15 protein-coding genes and 3 pseudogenes are annotated in these 15,161 nt (G+C 61.4%); 10 read left to right on the top strand and 8 right to left on the bottom strand.

Annotated features, from left to right (window positions below; all coding sequences use genetic code 11):
- Positions 1 to 134 precede the first annotated feature (134 nt).
- The gene (locus JQ586_RS39060; protein ID WP_212399952.1) at positions 135 to 473 is read left to right on the top strand and encodes a hypothetical protein; all 339 of its coding nucleotides are present in this window, start codon (positions 135 to 137) and stop codon (positions 471 to 473) included.
- Here the strand turns inward: JQ586_RS39060 and JQ586_RS39055 are convergent.
- Positions 470 to 688: a hypothetical protein gene (locus JQ586_RS39055; RefSeq protein WP_249148656.1), complete on the bottom strand. Its 219-nt coding sequence runs from the start codon at positions 686 to 688 to the stop codon at positions 470 to 472. The two genes, JQ586_RS39060 and JQ586_RS39055, sit on opposite strands and share 4 nt — an antisense overlap.
- Before the next feature lie 101 nt (positions 689 to 789).
- Between JQ586_RS39055 and JQ586_RS39050 the strand changes: the two are divergent.
- From JQ586_RS39050 to JQ586_RS39040, 3 genes and pseudogenes are all read left to right on the top strand, one after another.
- A pseudogene (locus JQ586_RS39050) lies at positions 790 to 1,379 on the top strand (DNA ligase).
- Positions 1,379 to 1,591, top strand: coding sequence for a hypothetical protein (locus JQ586_RS39045; RefSeq protein WP_212399951.1), 213 nt, complete (start codon positions 1,379 to 1,381; stop codon positions 1,589 to 1,591). Before JQ586_RS39050 ends, JQ586_RS39045 begins: the two are co-directional and overlap by 1 nt.
- Before the next feature lie 602 nt (positions 1,592 to 2,193).
- Positions 2,194 to 2,481, top strand: a complete 288-nt coding sequence (locus tag JQ586_RS39040) for a hypothetical protein (protein ID WP_212399957.1) — start codon at positions 2,194 to 2,196, stop codon at positions 2,479 to 2,481.
- 808 nt (positions 2,482 to 3,289) lie between these two features.
- Here the strand turns inward: JQ586_RS39040 and JQ586_RS39035 are convergent.
- The 3 genes and pseudogenes from JQ586_RS39035 to JQ586_RS39020 form a co-directional block, all read right to left on the bottom strand.
- Positions 3,290 to 3,508 carry an acyl carrier protein gene (locus tag JQ586_RS39035; protein WP_409411047.1) on the bottom strand — a complete coding sequence of 73 codons (219 nt, stop codon included), beginning with the start codon at positions 3,506 to 3,508 and terminating at the stop codon, positions 3,290 to 3,292.
- 440 nt (positions 3,509 to 3,948) lie between these two features.
- Positions 3,949 to 4,248: pseudogene (locus tag JQ586_RS39025) on the bottom strand (IS5 family transposase); the annotation flags it as partial.
- Positions 4,249 to 4,480: 232 nt separating this feature from the next.
- Positions 4,481 to 5,164 carry a TetR/AcrR family transcriptional regulator gene (locus JQ586_RS39020; protein ID WP_212399950.1) on the bottom strand — a complete coding sequence of 228 codons (684 nt, stop codon included), beginning with the start codon at positions 5,162 to 5,164 and terminating at the stop codon, positions 4,481 to 4,483.
- Positions 5,165 to 5,374: 210 nt separating this feature from the next.
- Between JQ586_RS39020 and JQ586_RS39015 the strand changes: the two genes are divergently transcribed.
- The 4 genes from JQ586_RS39015 (at position 5,375) to JQ586_RS39000 (ending at position 8,751) form a co-directional block, all read left to right on the top strand.
- A complete protein-coding gene (locus tag JQ586_RS39015) occupies positions 5,375 to 6,268 on the top strand; it encodes an NAD(P)/FAD-dependent oxidoreductase (protein ID WP_212399953.1) in 894 nt (297 codons plus the stop codon).
- Between the two features lie 67 nt (positions 6,269 to 6,335).
- Complete coding sequence (locus tag JQ586_RS39010; protein ID WP_212399949.1) at positions 6,336 to 6,872, top strand: DUF302 domain-containing protein; 537 nt, start codon at positions 6,336 to 6,338, stop codon at positions 6,870 to 6,872.
- Between the two features lie 17 nt (positions 6,873 to 6,889).
- Positions 6,890 to 7,675, top strand: coding sequence for an SDR family NAD(P)-dependent oxidoreductase (locus tag JQ586_RS39005; protein ID WP_409411046.1), 786 nt, complete (start codon positions 6,890 to 6,892; stop codon positions 7,673 to 7,675).
- Positions 7,676 to 7,875: 200 nt separating this feature from the next.
- Entirely contained in the window at positions 7,876 to 8,751 is an 876-nt protein-coding gene (locus JQ586_RS39000; RefSeq protein WP_212399947.1) for a class I SAM-dependent methyltransferase, read from the top strand.
- 1,438 nt (positions 8,752 to 10,189) lie between these two features.
- Here the strand turns inward: JQ586_RS39000 and JQ586_RS40950 are convergent.
- The 3 genes and pseudogenes from JQ586_RS40950 to JQ586_RS38990 form a co-directional block, all read right to left on the bottom strand.
- Positions 10,190 to 10,429, bottom strand: a complete 240-nt coding sequence (locus JQ586_RS40950) for a hypothetical protein (RefSeq protein WP_249148659.1) — start codon at positions 10,427 to 10,429, stop codon at positions 10,190 to 10,192.
- A gap of 82 nt (positions 10,430 to 10,511) precedes the next feature.
- Positions 10,512 to 10,685, bottom strand: a pseudogene (locus JQ586_RS40945) (DNA ligase); the annotation flags it as partial.
- A 1,276-nt stretch (positions 10,686 to 11,961) separates the two neighbouring features.
- Positions 11,962 to 12,768: a CHAD domain-containing protein gene (locus JQ586_RS38990; protein WP_312017087.1), complete on the bottom strand. Its 807-nt coding sequence runs from the start codon at positions 12,766 to 12,768 to the stop codon at positions 11,962 to 11,964.
- A gap of 36 nt (positions 12,769 to 12,804) precedes the next feature.
- On the opposite strand from JQ586_RS38990, the gene JQ586_RS41270 reads away from it, so the two are divergent.
- Both JQ586_RS41270 and JQ586_RS38985 read left to right on the top strand, forming a co-directional pair.
- The gene (locus tag JQ586_RS41270; RefSeq protein WP_283815531.1) at positions 12,805 to 12,936 is read left to right on the top strand and encodes a hypothetical protein; all 132 of its coding nucleotides are present in this window, start codon (positions 12,805 to 12,807) and stop codon (positions 12,934 to 12,936) included.
- 491 nt (positions 12,937 to 13,427) lie between these two features.
- Positions 13,428 to 13,883, top strand: a complete 456-nt coding sequence (locus tag JQ586_RS38985; protein ID WP_212399945.1) for a hypothetical protein — start codon at positions 13,428 to 13,430, stop codon at positions 13,881 to 13,883.
- A gap of 1,047 nt (positions 13,884 to 14,930) precedes the next feature.
- Here JQ586_RS38985 and JQ586_RS38980 read toward each other — a convergent pair.
- A partial coding sequence (locus JQ586_RS38980; RefSeq protein ID WP_212399944.1) for a hypothetical protein occupies positions 14,931 to 15,161 on the bottom strand: 231 nt, incomplete at its 5' end.

The following is a 15,161-nucleotide window of genomic DNA, read 5'->3' as shown; positions in this document are numbered from 1 at the left end:
TTTGCGATGTTCCTGCAGAAAGGAATTAAGTGCCGGCGCCGCTTCGACCTTCCTGATGTTGGTCTTGCGGCAAGTGCAGCCTACCTGCCCCTAGGTCGAGGTATTATTTTGACTCCAACAATGGAGTTCCGCGTATGCCCTCGCCATCGATCATCCCGAACGATCGGCTCGACAAGGATTTCTACCTGGTCCTGGAAGACTTCAGAAGCGGCGCCGCCTTCCGCGAGACCGACGAGGGCGTCGATCATCGCACGCTGATCGCCGACCTACTGACAGGTCAATACGATCAGGTGCTCCGCGTCGTCGCCTTCAATCCGGCCGAGGGCTGGTCGCGTGATGTCTCCGCCGACATTGCTTACGAACTGGAGCATGCGATCGCCGTGCAGGACATCGAGATATCCGAGGCGCTGCGCGACTTTATCGAAGCCAATATAGGACGCCCGATCGGGGCGCAGCTTCCGCTGGATCTCTAGACCTCGCGCCACTGATCGGGCCTCGCTTTGTCGTTGAGGTATCTGATTCGCGCCACGAGCGGCGTGCGATTGTGCTCCCTCGCCCACTTGATCGCCGCCTCCTGCGTCGGAAACGTCGCGAGCGGCTTATCGGTAAGGGTCTCGACAACGAATTCCTCGATAGGCTCGCCTTCTTTTCTTCCCTTCGGCCGCGGCTCGACAAACACAACGGACATGAACGCCTCCTCTAACGGTGTCGGTCTGAAACGTTGCGATTTTCGCGCTGTTCCTAACGCGGCCGACTCGCTTTTCCCGCTGGCGCGCCTAGATACCGCCCATGCGCAAACCCCTTGAACTCTGTAAGCCGGTGGCCAAGCAGGTCGTGCCGACCGGCCCCGATTGGATCCACGAGATCAAATACGACGGCTACCGCGGTCGCGTGATCCGTGACGGCAAAGACGTGAAGGTGCTCTCGCGATCGGGGCTCGACTGGACCTGGCGCTACCCCTCGAGGCGGCCTCCATGATCCGAGCGTCGCGCTTCGAGATCGACGGCGAGATCTGCGTCCTCGACGTTCGCGGCATCTCCCAGTTCGACTGGCTGCACTCCAATCGCCACAACGACGAGGCCCAGCTCTACGCCTTCGACCTGCTGACGCTCGATGGTGACGACCTGCGCATCCTGCCCCTCGAGGCCCGCAAGTCCAAGCTGGCAAAGCTGCTCGAGCGCCGGCCCGAGGGAATCTTTGTGGCGCCCTATGAGCGTGGCGAGATCGGCCCCCGACCTCTTCCACGCGGCGTGTCAGATGAACCTAGAGGCCTGGTCTCAAAGCCCCTCGGGCGCCAGTATCGGCCCAAGACCTGCGATTGGGTGAAGGTGAAGAATCGCCATCACCCGGCATTCAGGCGCGTGGTGGATCAGTTCTAATGGCTAAGATCAAGATCTACACCAAGCGATACGAGAATGAGCACGGTCACCCGCCCGCGGGCCGCCGCTTCTGGAACTTCCAACTCATCTCGAAGCTCGGCCACGCGACCTTCCTGCTCACCGGCGAGGTCTTGCCCTACGAGAAGGCGCTCGAGGCCGCGATCAAGGCCGCAGAGAAGAACAAGAGCGTCGGCATCATCGTCGAGCCCTGACTGCGCGCGAAAATGCCCACCCAAGGGAGCCGTCACCCCCTGGGTGGGCAGTGCGCCCGCTTCATCTTGGCACTCGCGGGCTAGGCTTTTCACCACAATACAAGCCCAGCCGCGATAACGAATGTTAAGAAAATGCCCGCCCGAGGACGCTTCCAGCCCCGCCCCGGGCGGGCAGCCCGGCTGAGGATCCGCAAGATCATCCCGCAGGCCGGGCTTCTCACCACAGTTCTAGTCGAGCCGCGATAAAGAATGTGAATCGGAACCTCCAAGGATCCGTCGCCGGCAGTTCGGTGGATTTCCCGATCAACAGGAAAAGTAAGTCGGCACTGAATGGAGACAGGAACCACCCCGCCCGCATTAGGGTTTGAGAGGTTGCGCGAGATTTGGTTTCATCGCGCGGTCCCGCCGCCGCTCACCATGGCGCCCGACTCGCCATGGCCTTCCAGGGCAGTGACGGCGGGACACCGCGACCTCCAAGCATCCGATCGCCAGCCGCATCTGTTCGTCGAGCAGACCATCCTGTTGATCAGAGCGGAGCGCTCGCTACCCTCGGCCGCCGCGGATATGATCTCGGCGCCCGGCACCAAACCACCCGAGCAGCCATGACGTCGAAGCTGAGGTCGGCCACCGTTTCGGCGATGCCTTGGCGGTCCATCTCGCGGACGATCGCCTCGGCGATCTTCATCAATCGGGCCGTCTCGGCGGTCTGTTCTACCATGGGCCTGCTCTCGTTGAAGCCGGAAGAGTGCGAACTGATCAGCAAGCTCGCGACCAATACAACCAAGAAAGCATTATTCGCCAAGCTGGCTGCCCATCACCGGACGCTGGCGGAAGAGGTCGAACGCGCCCTGAAGATGTCAGGAGGAACCTTACGGGCACCTGAAAATTAAATTCCCCGTTCCGGGCAGAGGAACCTAACAAGGGGAATGTTCATGGGACGGAAACGTCGCCGCGTGAAGCAAACGACTTCTCTTGAAGCGCGACTAGCAGAGCGAGCCAAAGAGCTGCGCGACAAGGCCGCAGCGGCAGCGCCAAGTTCCGAGAGAGAAGCGCTATTGAAGCTGGCCCGGCAAGCGGAGATCGGCGCAAGGATGGCCGAATGGCTGCGTTGGTCCCCACATGCCAGCAACCGCCATTGCTCTTAACCCACCACGTCCGTCGACGGACGGCCAAGCGAAAGCGGTTCAGCCGGCGGTCTCGATGTAGGAACCGCCGCCAGCGCCTACGGTTGCGGGTAGGGGCTCGACCGGAGGAATGCGCAAATGAGACTTGCGAAGATCGCGTTAGCTACCGCCTTTGTCTTTGGATCGCTGTCATATGCCTCGGCGCAAGGAGCCGCCGGCGGTCCCGGAGAATCGCCATAGAGCGCGCAGGGAGCGGCGAGCAGTCCTCGTTACGCGAATCCCGCCGCGACAGCGAACGACACCATGGAAAGGGGCGGCACTGGCATGAGGACGACCCACCAAAGGTACCACAGGCATCATCACACGATGTGAGGTCACCTCGCAGTCTTGCAAGGACGGCTCGATCGCCGGGACGATCAGCGGCCACTATCGCCGCCCAAGTGAGAGATGCCGGAGGCTCATCGATACCCCATACCACCGATCGGCCCATCTATGTGCCAACGGAGCGGCGGCCTTCTGGAATTGACTCAGCAGACATCGTGCGGCCCGCACCCGCGGTGCCGAGGGCCCAACGTCAGGCCTGGACACTCTCGTAGGCCCCGACGAAGTCACCTATCGTGAGGGGAAACTCGAACTCGTCGTCGGAATTCGTGAAAGGATCGCGGCCGATTTCATCCTCGAGCCGTGCTACCAGGAGCGCAAAGCCCAGGGAATCCAGACCGGTGTTCTGCAGCGGCAAATCGTCGTTGAGTGGTGGCAGCATGATATTCAGCTCGCGCGCAATCTGCTGCATTTCTGAAGTGATCTTTATCCTTATCGACATCAATTCGGGCGCTTTCCGTGTTGCCTACGCCAAGAGCGTAGACCAATCCTCGCTCCTCTATGTGGTTTCCAAAAGATGTACCGGAGTTATACGGGGCCCGCTGCCAGCGTAGCGGGTCACCGATACCCCATGCCACCGATCGGCCCGACGACGTTCCAGTTGAAGTTCGGCCTGACATCAGCGCCGCGGTTGCCGCAGGCGGAGCAGACCAGGCGGGGCTCGATGTCGGATAGCCGCAGATCGCCCCAGCGATCGGCCATGACGGCCATAGAGTGGCTACACTGGTAGTCGGCGCAATAGACCAGCACACCGCGGACGCCCATCGAACGCATGTCGCCAAAGGTGATCTTCTGGGGGCACGTCATGCCCGATGATCGCGCCGATCGTGCGGGGCGGAAAGCCGCCAGCAATTGCTGGTGCACACGGACAATGGAGGTGTCGATCATCTGGACAGCGGCATCGTGGGCAGCGGCAAGTGCGTCTATGATGCGGCCCCAGACACCAGCCCGCCGCCAGCGGACAAAACGGTTATAGCAAGTCGTGTAAGGGCCATAATGATCCGGCAGATCGCGCCAAGGAGCCCCGGATCGCAGGACCCAGAAGATGCCGTTTAAAACACGTCGGTCGTTTACCCGAGGAACTCCACGCGGCTTGTTCGGCAGCATCGGCTTGATGGCTGTCCATTCATGATCGGCGAGTTCGTAGCGCATGATTCGAGCCCCAAATATGGAAGTTGAATCATGGGCGTCCAGCCAAACGCAACACGTCTTGGCTGGCGATGGTTGGGCGCTTTCAGGTCAAAGCGGATATCAGCCAGATGACGACCCCCGCTGAAATCTTCGAAAATGACCCAAGGCGGACGTTAGTCGGACCGTGCGGCCGACTCGTCAATTTTCATGATTGGCTTGCCTACCTTGACCTGCTGACCGGTGACGCACAAATTCAGGTTTTGTTTTTCGACCTTGAGGCGGGCAAACATCCGCCCACATCGTCGTTGCCACGGTGCGCGGCGATGAACATGGCAACGGCAGACCTGCTATAGGATTCGATTTCGTTGTCGTCCTCTGCTTTCACCTGATCGAAGCGTGCGATCATCAGGAGATCGGATCCTTTGAAAAGCGCGGCGAACAAGCGGGCGGACCGGAGAGGATTGGGCACGTTCAGGACCGCCTTCGCGTGCAACTGACGCAACAGGGCCTCGATTTCGGCGATGACATGGGCGGGGCCGGCTTCGAAATGGAGCTTGCTCAACGCGTTTTGACTCGTCTTGTCGGCCATCACCATGGCTTCGAGACCGCGGACGTCTGATCTCAACAACGTGCGAAGCAGTGATGATCCCACCGCCATGAGCTGATCTTCGACCGAACCGTCGACACCTTCAACAAGGGCCCGTGGTGCAAACAATTGCCGGCAGCCGGCCGTCATGGCCGCCCCGAACAGCGCCTCCTTGTTCTCGAAGTGCCTGTAGATGCTGAGCTTGGATATCTTCGCCCGCTGGGCGACCTTGTCCAATGTCGTCGCTTGAAAACCCAACTCCACAAAGAGCTCGCGCGCGGCGTCGATGATGGTTTGGCCAAGCGCCTCGTTGGCGGGCCGGCCGCGCCGGCCCTGGCTGTTTTCGGTCACGACAATTCCAGTACTTGACAGTATCCTAATTGTTGAATTACGATACCATACAGTATCAAAAATGTGCAAGCCAATACGTAGGTGACTTCTTCAATGCAACGACGAGCCCTGCTGAAGTTGGCTGCGCTTTCCGCCATCGGCCTCGCCCGCGCTCAGGCCACCGCCAAGCCCAACTCGTCTCCCTCCATCCACAACACGGAGCCCATCACCATGGATGACGTCATCATCATCGGCGGCAGCTTTGCCGGTCTCGCCGGCGCCTTGCAGCTCGGCCGCGCCCGCCGCAAGGTCACCGTTCTCGATACCGGTCTGGCGCGCAACCGCTTCGCCGGCCACTCGCATGGACTGCTCGGCCACGATCACAAGCCGCCGCTGGACATCCTGGTGGAGGCGCGGCGGCAGTTGGCGCGTTATCCCGCGATCAAGCTTGTCAGTGCCCGGGCCGACAGCGTCTCCGGGGCCATCGACAATTTCAACGTCCTCACGTCCGATGGCGAAAGCCTTGGGGCGCGTCGTCTGATCCTGAGCTATGGCGTCGCCGACCAGATGCCTGATGTTCCGGGCTTTGCCGAAAGCTGGGGCACGTCGATCGTGCCCTGCCCCTATTGCGACGGCTTTGAAGTCGCCGGCCAGCATTGGGGCCTCGTCTGGTCCAGCCCGCAGTCGCACAATCAGGTCAGGCTGTTCCACGATTGGACCGACAAGTTGACGCTCTTCGCCGATGGTCACGACATTCCGCCCGATATCCAGGCCGATCTGGCACGCCGCAACATACCTGTCGTCGATGGCCGGATCATCGAGATCGCCCATCACGAGGGCCATATCGAGACCGTCAATCTCGATACCGGCCGCAAAGTTGCGGTCGACATCCTGTTCGCCAATCCGCGCAACAAGCCGTCCGCAAGCCTGCATGAATCACTGGGCCTCGCCACCGTGGCTACGCCCGCCGGCATCGTCCTCAAAGTGGACGAGCGCCGTCAAACCAGCACGCCCGGCATCTACGCCGCCGGCGACCTCACCACGCCCTTCTTGCCCTCGGTCACCCAGGCATCATCGCAGGGCGCGATGGCGGGTATCTTCGCCCAGCAGTCGATGGTGGTTTGACCAAGTATTCAACCGAAAACTCCTTTCATCAACATGCGCCGGTCGGACCGGCGAGGAGAATGCATCAATGGCAACAACGACGGAATACGTCGACGAACGCAAGGAAGGTCGGGTCACGACACAGCCGTTGACGGTGGAGCACATCCGCATCGGATGCACGCGGTCGTTCGGCGACGCGAGGGCAGCGCTCGAATCGCGGGTGCAGGCCCTGGATCTCGACCACGTGGTTCCGTTCATGAAAAAAGGGGACATGGCCGGTGCACGGGCCGAATTGGAAAGGCAGGCATCGCCGACGGGCTTGACCATCGTGTACACGGTTGAACAAGGGGTGGCGCTCTCCGTGGAACACGGCAGTCCGCGGCCGTCAGTCGCCTATGGGATTGGCAATCTTCTGGTGGCCACGTCCATGATGAAGCACAACTTGGCCGCCGGCCTCTACGCACCAATACGCGTGGTCTTGTATGGCGCGGACGACGGTACCGCCGTTATCGAATACGACCGACCCTCTTCGACATTCGCATTGTTCGGCGATATGCGCATCGACGTCGTGGCCAAGCAACTCGATATGACATTGAAGAACATGTTGATGGATATTGGCAACTGACGATGTCGAAAGAACCAATGAAAAGCTTCACCGGCAAATGGGCTCTGATCACCGGGGCGTCGAGTGGCCTCGGCCTCGACTTCGCAGATCTGCTGGCTGCGCAGAAAGTCAATCTCGTATTGGCGGCCCGAGGGCGGGAGCCGATGGAAAAGCTTGCCGCCGATCTTCGCCGCAAATACGGAGTAGAGGTGCTGGTCGAGGCGATCGATCTTGCCGCGCCGGGCGCGGCCAGTCACTTGAAAAGCAGTCTCGATGCGAGGTCGGTGACAATCGACATCTTGCTGAACAATGCCGGATACGGCTTGCACGGCGCTTTGTTGGACACGCCGATCGAGCGCACGACAGACATGATCCAGCTCAACATCACGACGCTAACAGAGCTGACCTATCTGTTCGGCCGTGACATGGCCGCGCGGCGCTCCGGACATATCCTTCTCGTCGCCAGCCTCATGGCCTTCCAAGCCGTTCCCAGCTACGCGGCCTATGCGGCGACCAAGGCATATGTACTCGCCCTTGGCGAGGCCCTGCACGACGAACTCCGCGCGCATGGTGTGGTTGTGACCACTCTCTGCCCGGGGCACACCGCGACGGGCTTCGATGCGGCGGCCAGCGCAGCCACAACGGCCTTGCTGCGCCTCCTCACCATGAAGCCTCGTCCGGTCGCCGCGAGCGGTGTGCGGGCGCTTATGGACGGAAAGGCCATGGTGATCCCGGGCCTGACGAACAAGATGGCAGCCTTTTCAAATCGTCTGACGCCGCGATCAATGCAAAGGGCCACGTTGAAAAGAATAGTGGACGGTTAACTCCTGGTGCGCCGGCGTGTGGAGCTCATCGAACAAGCGGGGCGCTAAAGGCTGACGATGCACACGGAGCCTCGATCCAGATCTGGTCGTTCCTCCCCGGGATCAGCGGAGAATGGATCGCTTCATCCCGTTCGCCCTCGCTGCTTGCTGGAGACGATGCGCGCTTTGGCATCGGACAGTTTAGAGAACAAGGATATGTCATGGCACAGCACAATGCCGATCGAGCCGCCGGCTGGAATGACCAAAGCGGGGAGCGCTGGGTCGCCCACCAAACCCGGCTCGACGCCATAGCGGCGGTGTTCGGTCAGGCCGCGATCGAAGCCGCCGCGCCCGCGACGGGCGAGCGCGTGCTGGACGTCGGCTGCGGCGCAGGCGCGTCGAGTCTGGCTCTGGCTGCCCGCGCTGGCGCGGGGGGCCAAGTGCTGGGCGTGGACATATCGGAACCGCTGATCGGCCGAGCGCGCGCGCTTGCGCCAAGGGATACGCCGGTCCTGTTCCGCTTGGCCGACGCCAGCAGCGCCGAACTGCCCGAGGGGGCATTCGACATCCTGTTCTCGCGCTTCGGGGTGATGTTCTTCGGCGATCCGACGGGGGCGTTCGCCCATATGCGCCGCGCGCTCAAGCCGGGCGGGCGGGTCGCTTTCGTCTGCTGGCGTGGCGTGGCCGAGAACGATTGGATGCGCCTGCCGATGGGCGCGATCAACGGTATCGTCCCGTCGACGGCGGCGCCCGATCCCGAAGCGCCCGGTCCATTCTCGTTCGGCGACCCGGAGCGGGTGACTCGCATCCTGACGGCGGCCGGCTTCACCGATATCGCTATCGCGCCCTTCGATGCCTCCGTCCCGTTTGGCGAGGGCGCGACGCGGGACGCGGCGATCGATGACGCGGTGAAGATGACGTTGGAGGTCGGCCCGCTGTCGCGCGCGCTTGTTGATCAGCCCGACGACATCCGTGCCCGCGCCTCGGCCGCGGTTCGTGCCGCCTTCGAGGGCCGCGCCGGCGAGCGGTCGGTGATGATCGACGGCGCGACATGGATCGTCACGGCGCGTAATCCCGCGCAAGCTGATAGCGATTAGCAGGGGGAGACGCCCCTCGCTGGCCTTGATGGCCGCTGCGCTGGCCGGATGCAAGGATGCCGTGGCGCAAAAAGCCGAACCGCCGCGGCCGGTTGTGGTTGCGACCGCGCATTTGACGCCGAAACCCGGAGCGCAGCACAGCTGCTTAATGAGTACACAGCCTAGATTAAATTCAAACTGAGGCATTACCGACGACCAATGATTATACTTGTCCGGAGCGCGTGCTGTACCGTCGGCGGCGCGGCGCTAGGCTCTGTCCCGGAGATAAAAAGGGGCGGCCAAGCTCAAACGCTTCCCCCGGCGCATCTCCTTCTCTCATGCACACAGAGAGAGCGAAGCCGTCCTTCGACAGGGGCGGCTTCGCAGTATTGGCTTAGTGCATGCGCTCGCGGAGCTTCTTGATGATCTCTCGGAGGCTGTCGGCGTACTCCTCGATGATCCGTTGCACCTCTTCCAGGCGCGTGGGCGCTTCGGCTCATCTTCCGGCTTGGCGGGGTCGCGTTCCTTCATTTCCGGATGTTTCAGCCGGGAGCGACGGAATACTTTGAGCTAGATCAACGCTTCAATGCTGCGCGGCCCTTCGCCGTCAGGGCCATCATTACTTTGGTCTGACTTTTTGGACCATCCTTGATCAATCTGGCGCGGAAAATTGCCCAGAGCGCCTTGCTGCCCACAGGTCCGGTGATCGTAAAAACCGATCCGGGTACGTCCTGAGCACTTCACCGCGGGCCGCGGCTCTTAGCCCTTTTAGCATTGCGGCGCTGAGTTGTGCCTTCTGCTCCCATGGTCGGCGTGGCTGGGTCAAGGCGCTGGCTCGTCATCTGTGGCTGGTCCAAGGTCGGACCATTGTTCAGTTCTGAAGACTCTCCACGCCGGTTCGACCGCGCAAGCCCAGCGATTCCCACCAAAATCCACACCAGGCCGCCCGCTATGAGCAGGTAGGCGGAGATCTTGGCCGGGCTCATTCTTTCGTCCTCCCCGCCTGCTCCGGGGGATCCGACCGTGGCGGCTTCGGGGGCAAGGCTCCGGTCACCTCCGAAAACTTTCCGTAGCTAGCGAAGTTGACCTGGGCATAGTGCGGGCCGTCCGGTTCAAAGACCGTTTCAGGAAAAGGCAGAGGTGAGGGTAAGACTAAGAGCCCATCTGGAGCCTTCCTCCGCGCTCGTACAATCACGAATTCGAGGAGCAGCGCGATCACGGGTGCAATGATCAGCGCAAGGAGCAACCATCCGGTGTCATTGCTGCCCCGCTCGTAAGCCGCAATTCTATCGACAAACGAGAGTCCGATCCAAAGATTTTCCACAGCGGGCGCCTCCATCCGGAAGTCCCTTTGTCCAGCCGTTCACGCTATCTGGGTCGGGTGATTTCGCCATAACCTATGACAAGGAAAACACACCGGGGTGCTGCTAGGCCCGCGCGGGTACCGCGGCACTGGCCGTCATAGGCGGTCGTCCAGCTTCCGGCCCATTGCCGGGTGCTCCCGATTTTTGACCTTGACCCAATCTTTTGAGCGGCCAGCGCGATAGGGGCGGTCGCGGCGCTTGGAGACCAGGCCCTCCAATCCCATCAGACATGCGTGGCGATAGAGGTCGGGGCCGATCTCGCCCTGCTCGAAAGGTGCAAGGTGGATGCCGTCGATACTGCGCGCGAGGATCCGGGCGAGATTGGTCTTTCGCAATGTAGAGGCAGCTTTCGCAGATCGTCCCTTCGAGCACGAGAATGTCGAAGGCATATAGCTCGACCTCCGCGTCATGCCTGCGTGAGTGCAGGCCGTTGAAGTCTGAGCGGCCGTCGATGCCGAGCAGTACGGCCTCGCCATCGAGTACGAACCGCTGGCAGCGGTTGCGCAAGGCAGCCTCGGTGATAAGCGGAAATCGCTTGCTCCAGTCGTGGCCGTTCCGGGTGAACAGGTGCACCGCGTTGCCGTCGCGCATGACGATCAGCCGGTAGCCATCGTGCTTCACCTCGTGCACCCAGGCGTCGGTCGCCGGCACAGCCGCGCCAGCGGTCGGGATACAGGGCTGATAGGGCGATTTGAGCATCCTCAAAGATAGGCATATCGGGCGGAATTTCCATGCGCCTGAACCAATGAAGAGGACAAGCACGGCGACGCGGTTAAGCCGGAGAAATGAAACCGGTAATGCAGTTCACTCGAAAACTTCGTACAAGAACACCACGCCTGCAGGATCGTTTTTTTTCAACCAGGTCTCGGCTGCGTTCTCGGTCCCGAACACTCTGAGGTAATCCGCTTCTCCGACCTTCCGGGTACGGTCAACGTAGATCAGGGACAGCCTTCATCAGCCTCTCTTGCAAATTCTCGGCTTCCTCCTTCGTCAGCTTCTCAGCCCGATTCCCATCCCGCATCATCGCTGGCCCCTTGCGTTCTTTATCATAAAGCATCCAGCCAGTGGTGCCCTGCCGAACCAGGAATCGAGCTTGCAAAGGCGACGAGGGATTCACGATGGCCTCTAGTTAACCGGGCCAGGAAATGGCCTCAGCCGGGGAAGGCCAGCGCTGAGGCCCTGCTTTATTCGCCCTGGCGCGAATAGCGCGGCGCAACATCCGCACACTTGGAGATTCCTTGCATTCTCCTATGTGAATCGATGTCAGAACGTCAGACGAACAGATCCTTCCCGGCCTGCGCCATCCTGGTGAAGGAGCCGCTCTCGTGTACTGGATCCAGCCAGCCTTGCTCGATCGCGTATTTCAAGCCGGCGGAGTATTCGGCCGGCGTGGCCTTGTCGTTGAACAGGAAGGGATCGTTGAGCCGTTCGATGTAGATCCGGCCGTCCTGCCGGCTCGAAGGCGCGGGCGTGCGCAGGTGTCGATGGCGTCATTCCATCGCCCTTTATGAGCCTGAAAAGCAAAACAGGCCACCAGGAACAGATTCTGGTCGGTCGTTTTGATGGATCGAGACGATGTGAGCTTGGATCGATGCCTCGAGACTAAGGACAGCGGCAGTATGGGAAGAGGGCTGACTTGGAAGCGGCGCAGGACGAAGCCGCGCGAACCTTGGGCGGCACGGCTCAGGATGCCGTGGTCGAGAAAGCCAGCGGAACGCGGCGGATCAAATGGAAGTCATGACGACGACGGTCCGCAAAGCGCAGGCGAAGCGCGGCCGCCTTTGATGTGTCCCTCCGCATCGCTGACGATGCGCAGGCCGGAGCCGATGTGGTTCCGCCGACCCACCTACGGTCACCGTCTCCAAGGTCATTTGCCGGGCGCGACACGCAACCGGTGCAATCGGTGCAGCTCGTTCGTGGCGTCCTTCATCAGCGCGTTCGCCGCCTCGCGCTCCCGGCCGACGATGAACCCCGATGCAAAGGCTTGGGCACGGCGGTTGGCAGGCGGTGCCGCCAGTGCCGCCTCGGTCGCCAGCTCGCGATGTGCCATGAAGTCGTTAAGCGATCCCAACGCGGACTGGATCTGCTTCAGTCGCCCGGAGAGGCTTGCAAGCTGCTTGTGGTCGCGATCGCTGTAGAGGCTCCTGAAGAAGTCGACAGCATACCGGATCTTCTTGACCTTGATCCGCTGCTTGTGGCGCTGCCGCGGGTCTAGATCATCGAGATGCTTACCCTGCTTTCGCGCCTTCCTGATCCGCCGGTCGAGCACCTCCGCGGCGTAGGTAGCAATCGAACGGTCGTCGCCTGCGCCCAAGCGGGACCGTCCGGTTTCGATCCACTCGATTACGTCGATCAGCAGGCGACGGTAGCGGGCTGACCCCACCGCCCCACGGGCGCGCGCGAAGGCTGCGCTTCGCTCCGCGGAAAATTTCTTGGCGATCGCGCGAGCGCCGCGTTTCGGGACGCCCTGATCGGCGATCGATTGAATGCTTTCCTTCAGGAATACGTCTATCTCGCGCGCCGGCGCAAGCTCGCTCGTAAGCCATTTGAGCTCGGCCTTGACGCACTCGGTGGGGGCGCGCGGCAAGATGTCGGAGAACAGCGAGATCGCGGCCCGCAAGCGCCGCAGGCCGACGCGCATCTGGTGGACACCCTCCGAATCCAGATTCCGCACCGGATCCGCATTCGCAGTGATCTGGCGAAGCGTCGAATGCGCAATCAGACCGAAGGCGTTGCGTGGCGAGAGCCCGCGCTTCAGCGCGATCCGCTCGGCGTGCTGCGCGCCAGCGCGGTTTCCCGCGACGAGTTGAAAGCCACGCTCAGCTTTCGAGCGCAAATCTAGCTCGGCGCCCGTCTTGCGTTCAACATCGCGCGCCAATTGAAACAGATCGGCGGACTTCCCGGACTTCAATTCCAGCTCGAGTTCGGTGACCGACCGCGAGCGCCGCCCGGCGCCGATGCGGCCGCGGTCGACGGCGAGTTCGATGTCGCTCCGTCGCACACGCCTTGCTTCAATTGTGCGATGGACTGCACGTTTATCCAGAGCCAGGTCCGCTCACTAAGGCTTACACGACTTGTACGGCGATTCTGACCGAAGGAAACTGCGCAATCCGTTGGCACGCGCAGTCGCAGCCACTTGGAGGTTTACCAGCCGTGCACTGACAAAGTAGCCTGGAAAAATTCGTCGTTTTCGCCTCGCTAAAACTGGCGCATACTGGATTGGCTGTTGCGCCGTCCCCGGTAAGCAGCCAGAGCCGCCTGTGCGTTTAGCTGGTCCCCTCGCCTGCCATATGCTGGGATCGCCAGACGCACAGGCGAGCCTGCCAGGCTCTGATGACCCCACAAAAATTCTGTCAAATCTGTCACTTCAAACTGGCGCACGCCGAGATTAGTTTCGAGGCGCTGTTGGTCGAGCAGCCAGAGCTGCCTACGCGTTCACCCGGTGCCCTCCCCCAGAGTCGCCGGGACAACTGGACGCAGAGGCGAGCCCTGCTCGGTACAGCAGTGGAGTTCGGCGTATGCCTTCGCCCTCGATCAACGAACGATCGGCTCGACAAGGATTTCTACCTGGTCCTTGAAGACTTCAGAAGCGGCGCCGCCTTCCGCGAGACCGACGAGGGTGTCGACTACCGCACGCTGATCGCCGACCTGCTGTCGGGCCAATACGACGAGGTGCTGCGCATCGTCGCCTTCATGCGCGGCGCCGACGGGTCGATCGCCGGGGTATCGCAGTCCTTGTCCCTCATGGCTTTGTGTATTAACTCCGAGTTCCTGGCCATCTGGTCGTAGCTCGCGGCAACGCGAGGCAAGCCGGCTCGGGCGCCTCATGGCGGCTATTCCCTATAATTGCCAGTCAACAGCGGATTGTTCATGCACGGAGGCCCGCGACGTTCAGCGCCGCGGCTATCGCGAATGCTAGGGCAATTGATCGCGGTAGATTGAGAGCGCCAGACTCAAGAGCAATGGCTGCAGCAGCAACTCCGATTCCTAGGTTGAGCCCGATCATCCTCATGTCTCAGGTCTCCAGTAGCTGTTTGCAAGTGCCGCCATGCTTGGTCGGCAATGATTAGAGCAGCCAATATAACCAGACCGACACCGATGACTGGCGCCTAAACTTTGGTCGTCCGCCAAAACAAGTGCCAGAAAAGCCCCCGCTGTCGTGCCCGGCCGCGCGGGCTTCGGAAATTCAACTCCGTCGAAATCGTGCTAGTATGCGCTCCAAATATCGGGAGGGGCTCATGCGTAAGGCTGCGTGCTTCGCGCCATTTGGACTTCTTCTTATTTGTTGTCAGCCAGCCAACGGTCAACTAGTGACCACTCCTAGCGGGATCTGCCGCCCGTATACCGAGCGGACGCAGGAAGTGGGATGCTGGATACTTGCGAATGATGCGGTCGGTGAGCTGACTGGAACGGAAACATTCTGGCATCTCGATGCCTTTCCAACACGCGAGGCTGCGGAAGCAGCAAAAACGAAACGAAGCAGCATCGTGGATGCACTCGGGAAAACGTGGCTGCTCACCATAGGGGATGCGACGTGGCAGGCGAGTGGCGGAGACCACGTCACGACAATCGGGCCGCTGCCCATCACACCGGGAACTTACGCGGCCCAATACATGGAAGCGATATTCACTCCAGGCATGACGGCTCCGGAGCATACGCATTCTGGCCCCGAAGCTTGGTACACGGTCGCTGGAGAAACGTGTCTCGAAACTCCGGCCGGCACGCAGATCGGTCGGGCTGGAGGTCCTCCGGTCATCATCCCGGGCGGACCGCCCATGCATCTGACCGCAACGGGAACCGAGGTGCGACGAGCGCTTGTGCTCATCCTTCATGACGCTAACAAGCCGCCAACCACTTTACATCACGGGTGGGCTCCCAAAGGATTGTGTAAAGGTTGATCGGATCGCTACGGCCATCGCGCCGATAGAGGCGGATCGCCGTCATGGCGTTAGTCCGGTCATGGCCCGAATCCGGAACTCGCGCGCCGCTATTGTGAAGGGTTTCGGATGCCGGCCGCTTGAGGGACGTCGCCGCTTGTTCGGCGGCCGGCGTCCGAAAGCCTCCAAG

It is taken from the genome of Bradyrhizobium jicamae, assembly GCF_018130215.1.
In the GTDB taxonomy this organism is placed as follows: Bacteria; Pseudomonadota; Alphaproteobacteria; order Rhizobiales; family Xanthobacteraceae; genus Bradyrhizobium; species Bradyrhizobium jicamae_A.
Note: the sequence above shows the minus strand (reverse complement) of the source record. Positions and strands in the feature narration are given on the sequence as shown.

Excerpts from the sequence above, each read along its gene's own strand:
- JQ586_RS39060 (WP_212399952.1), top strand. The coding sequence starts at position 135 with ATGCCCTCGCCATCGATCATCCCGAACGATCGGCTCGACAAGGATTTC.
- JQ586_RS39055 (WP_249148656.1), bottom strand. The coding sequence starts at position 688 with ATGTCCGTTGTGTTTGTCGAGCCGCGGCCGAAGGGAAGAAAAGAAGGC.
- JQ586_RS39045 (WP_212399951.1), top strand. The coding sequence starts at position 1,379 with ATGGCTAAGATCAAGATCTACACCAAGCGATACGAGAATGAGCACGGT.
- JQ586_RS39040 (WP_212399957.1), top strand. The coding sequence starts at position 2,194 with ATGACGTCGAAGCTGAGGTCGGCCACCGTTTCGGCGATGCCTTGGCGG.
- JQ586_RS39035 (WP_409411047.1), bottom strand. The coding sequence starts at position 3,508 with ATGCAGCAGATTGCGCGCGAGCTGAATATCATGCTGCCACCACTCAAC.
- JQ586_RS39015 (WP_212399953.1), top strand. The coding sequence starts at position 5,375 with ATGGATGACGTCATCATCATCGGCGGCAGCTTTGCCGGTCTCGCCGGC.
- JQ586_RS39010 (WP_212399949.1), top strand. The coding sequence starts at position 6,336 with ATGGCAACAACGACGGAATACGTCGACGAACGCAAGGAAGGTCGGGTC.
- JQ586_RS39005 (WP_409411046.1), top strand. The coding sequence starts at position 6,890 with ATGAAAAGCTTCACCGGCAAATGGGCTCTGATCACCGGGGCGTCGAGT.
- JQ586_RS39000 (WP_212399947.1), top strand. The coding sequence starts at position 7,876 with ATGGCACAGCACAATGCCGATCGAGCCGCCGGCTGGAATGACCAAAGC.
- JQ586_RS41270 (WP_283815531.1), top strand. The coding sequence starts at position 12,805 with ATGCGCAATCAGACCGAAGGCGTTGCGTGGCGAGAGCCCGCGCTTCAG.
- JQ586_RS38985 (WP_212399945.1), top strand. The coding sequence starts at position 13,428 with ATGACCCCACAAAAATTCTGTCAAATCTGTCACTTCAAACTGGCGCAC.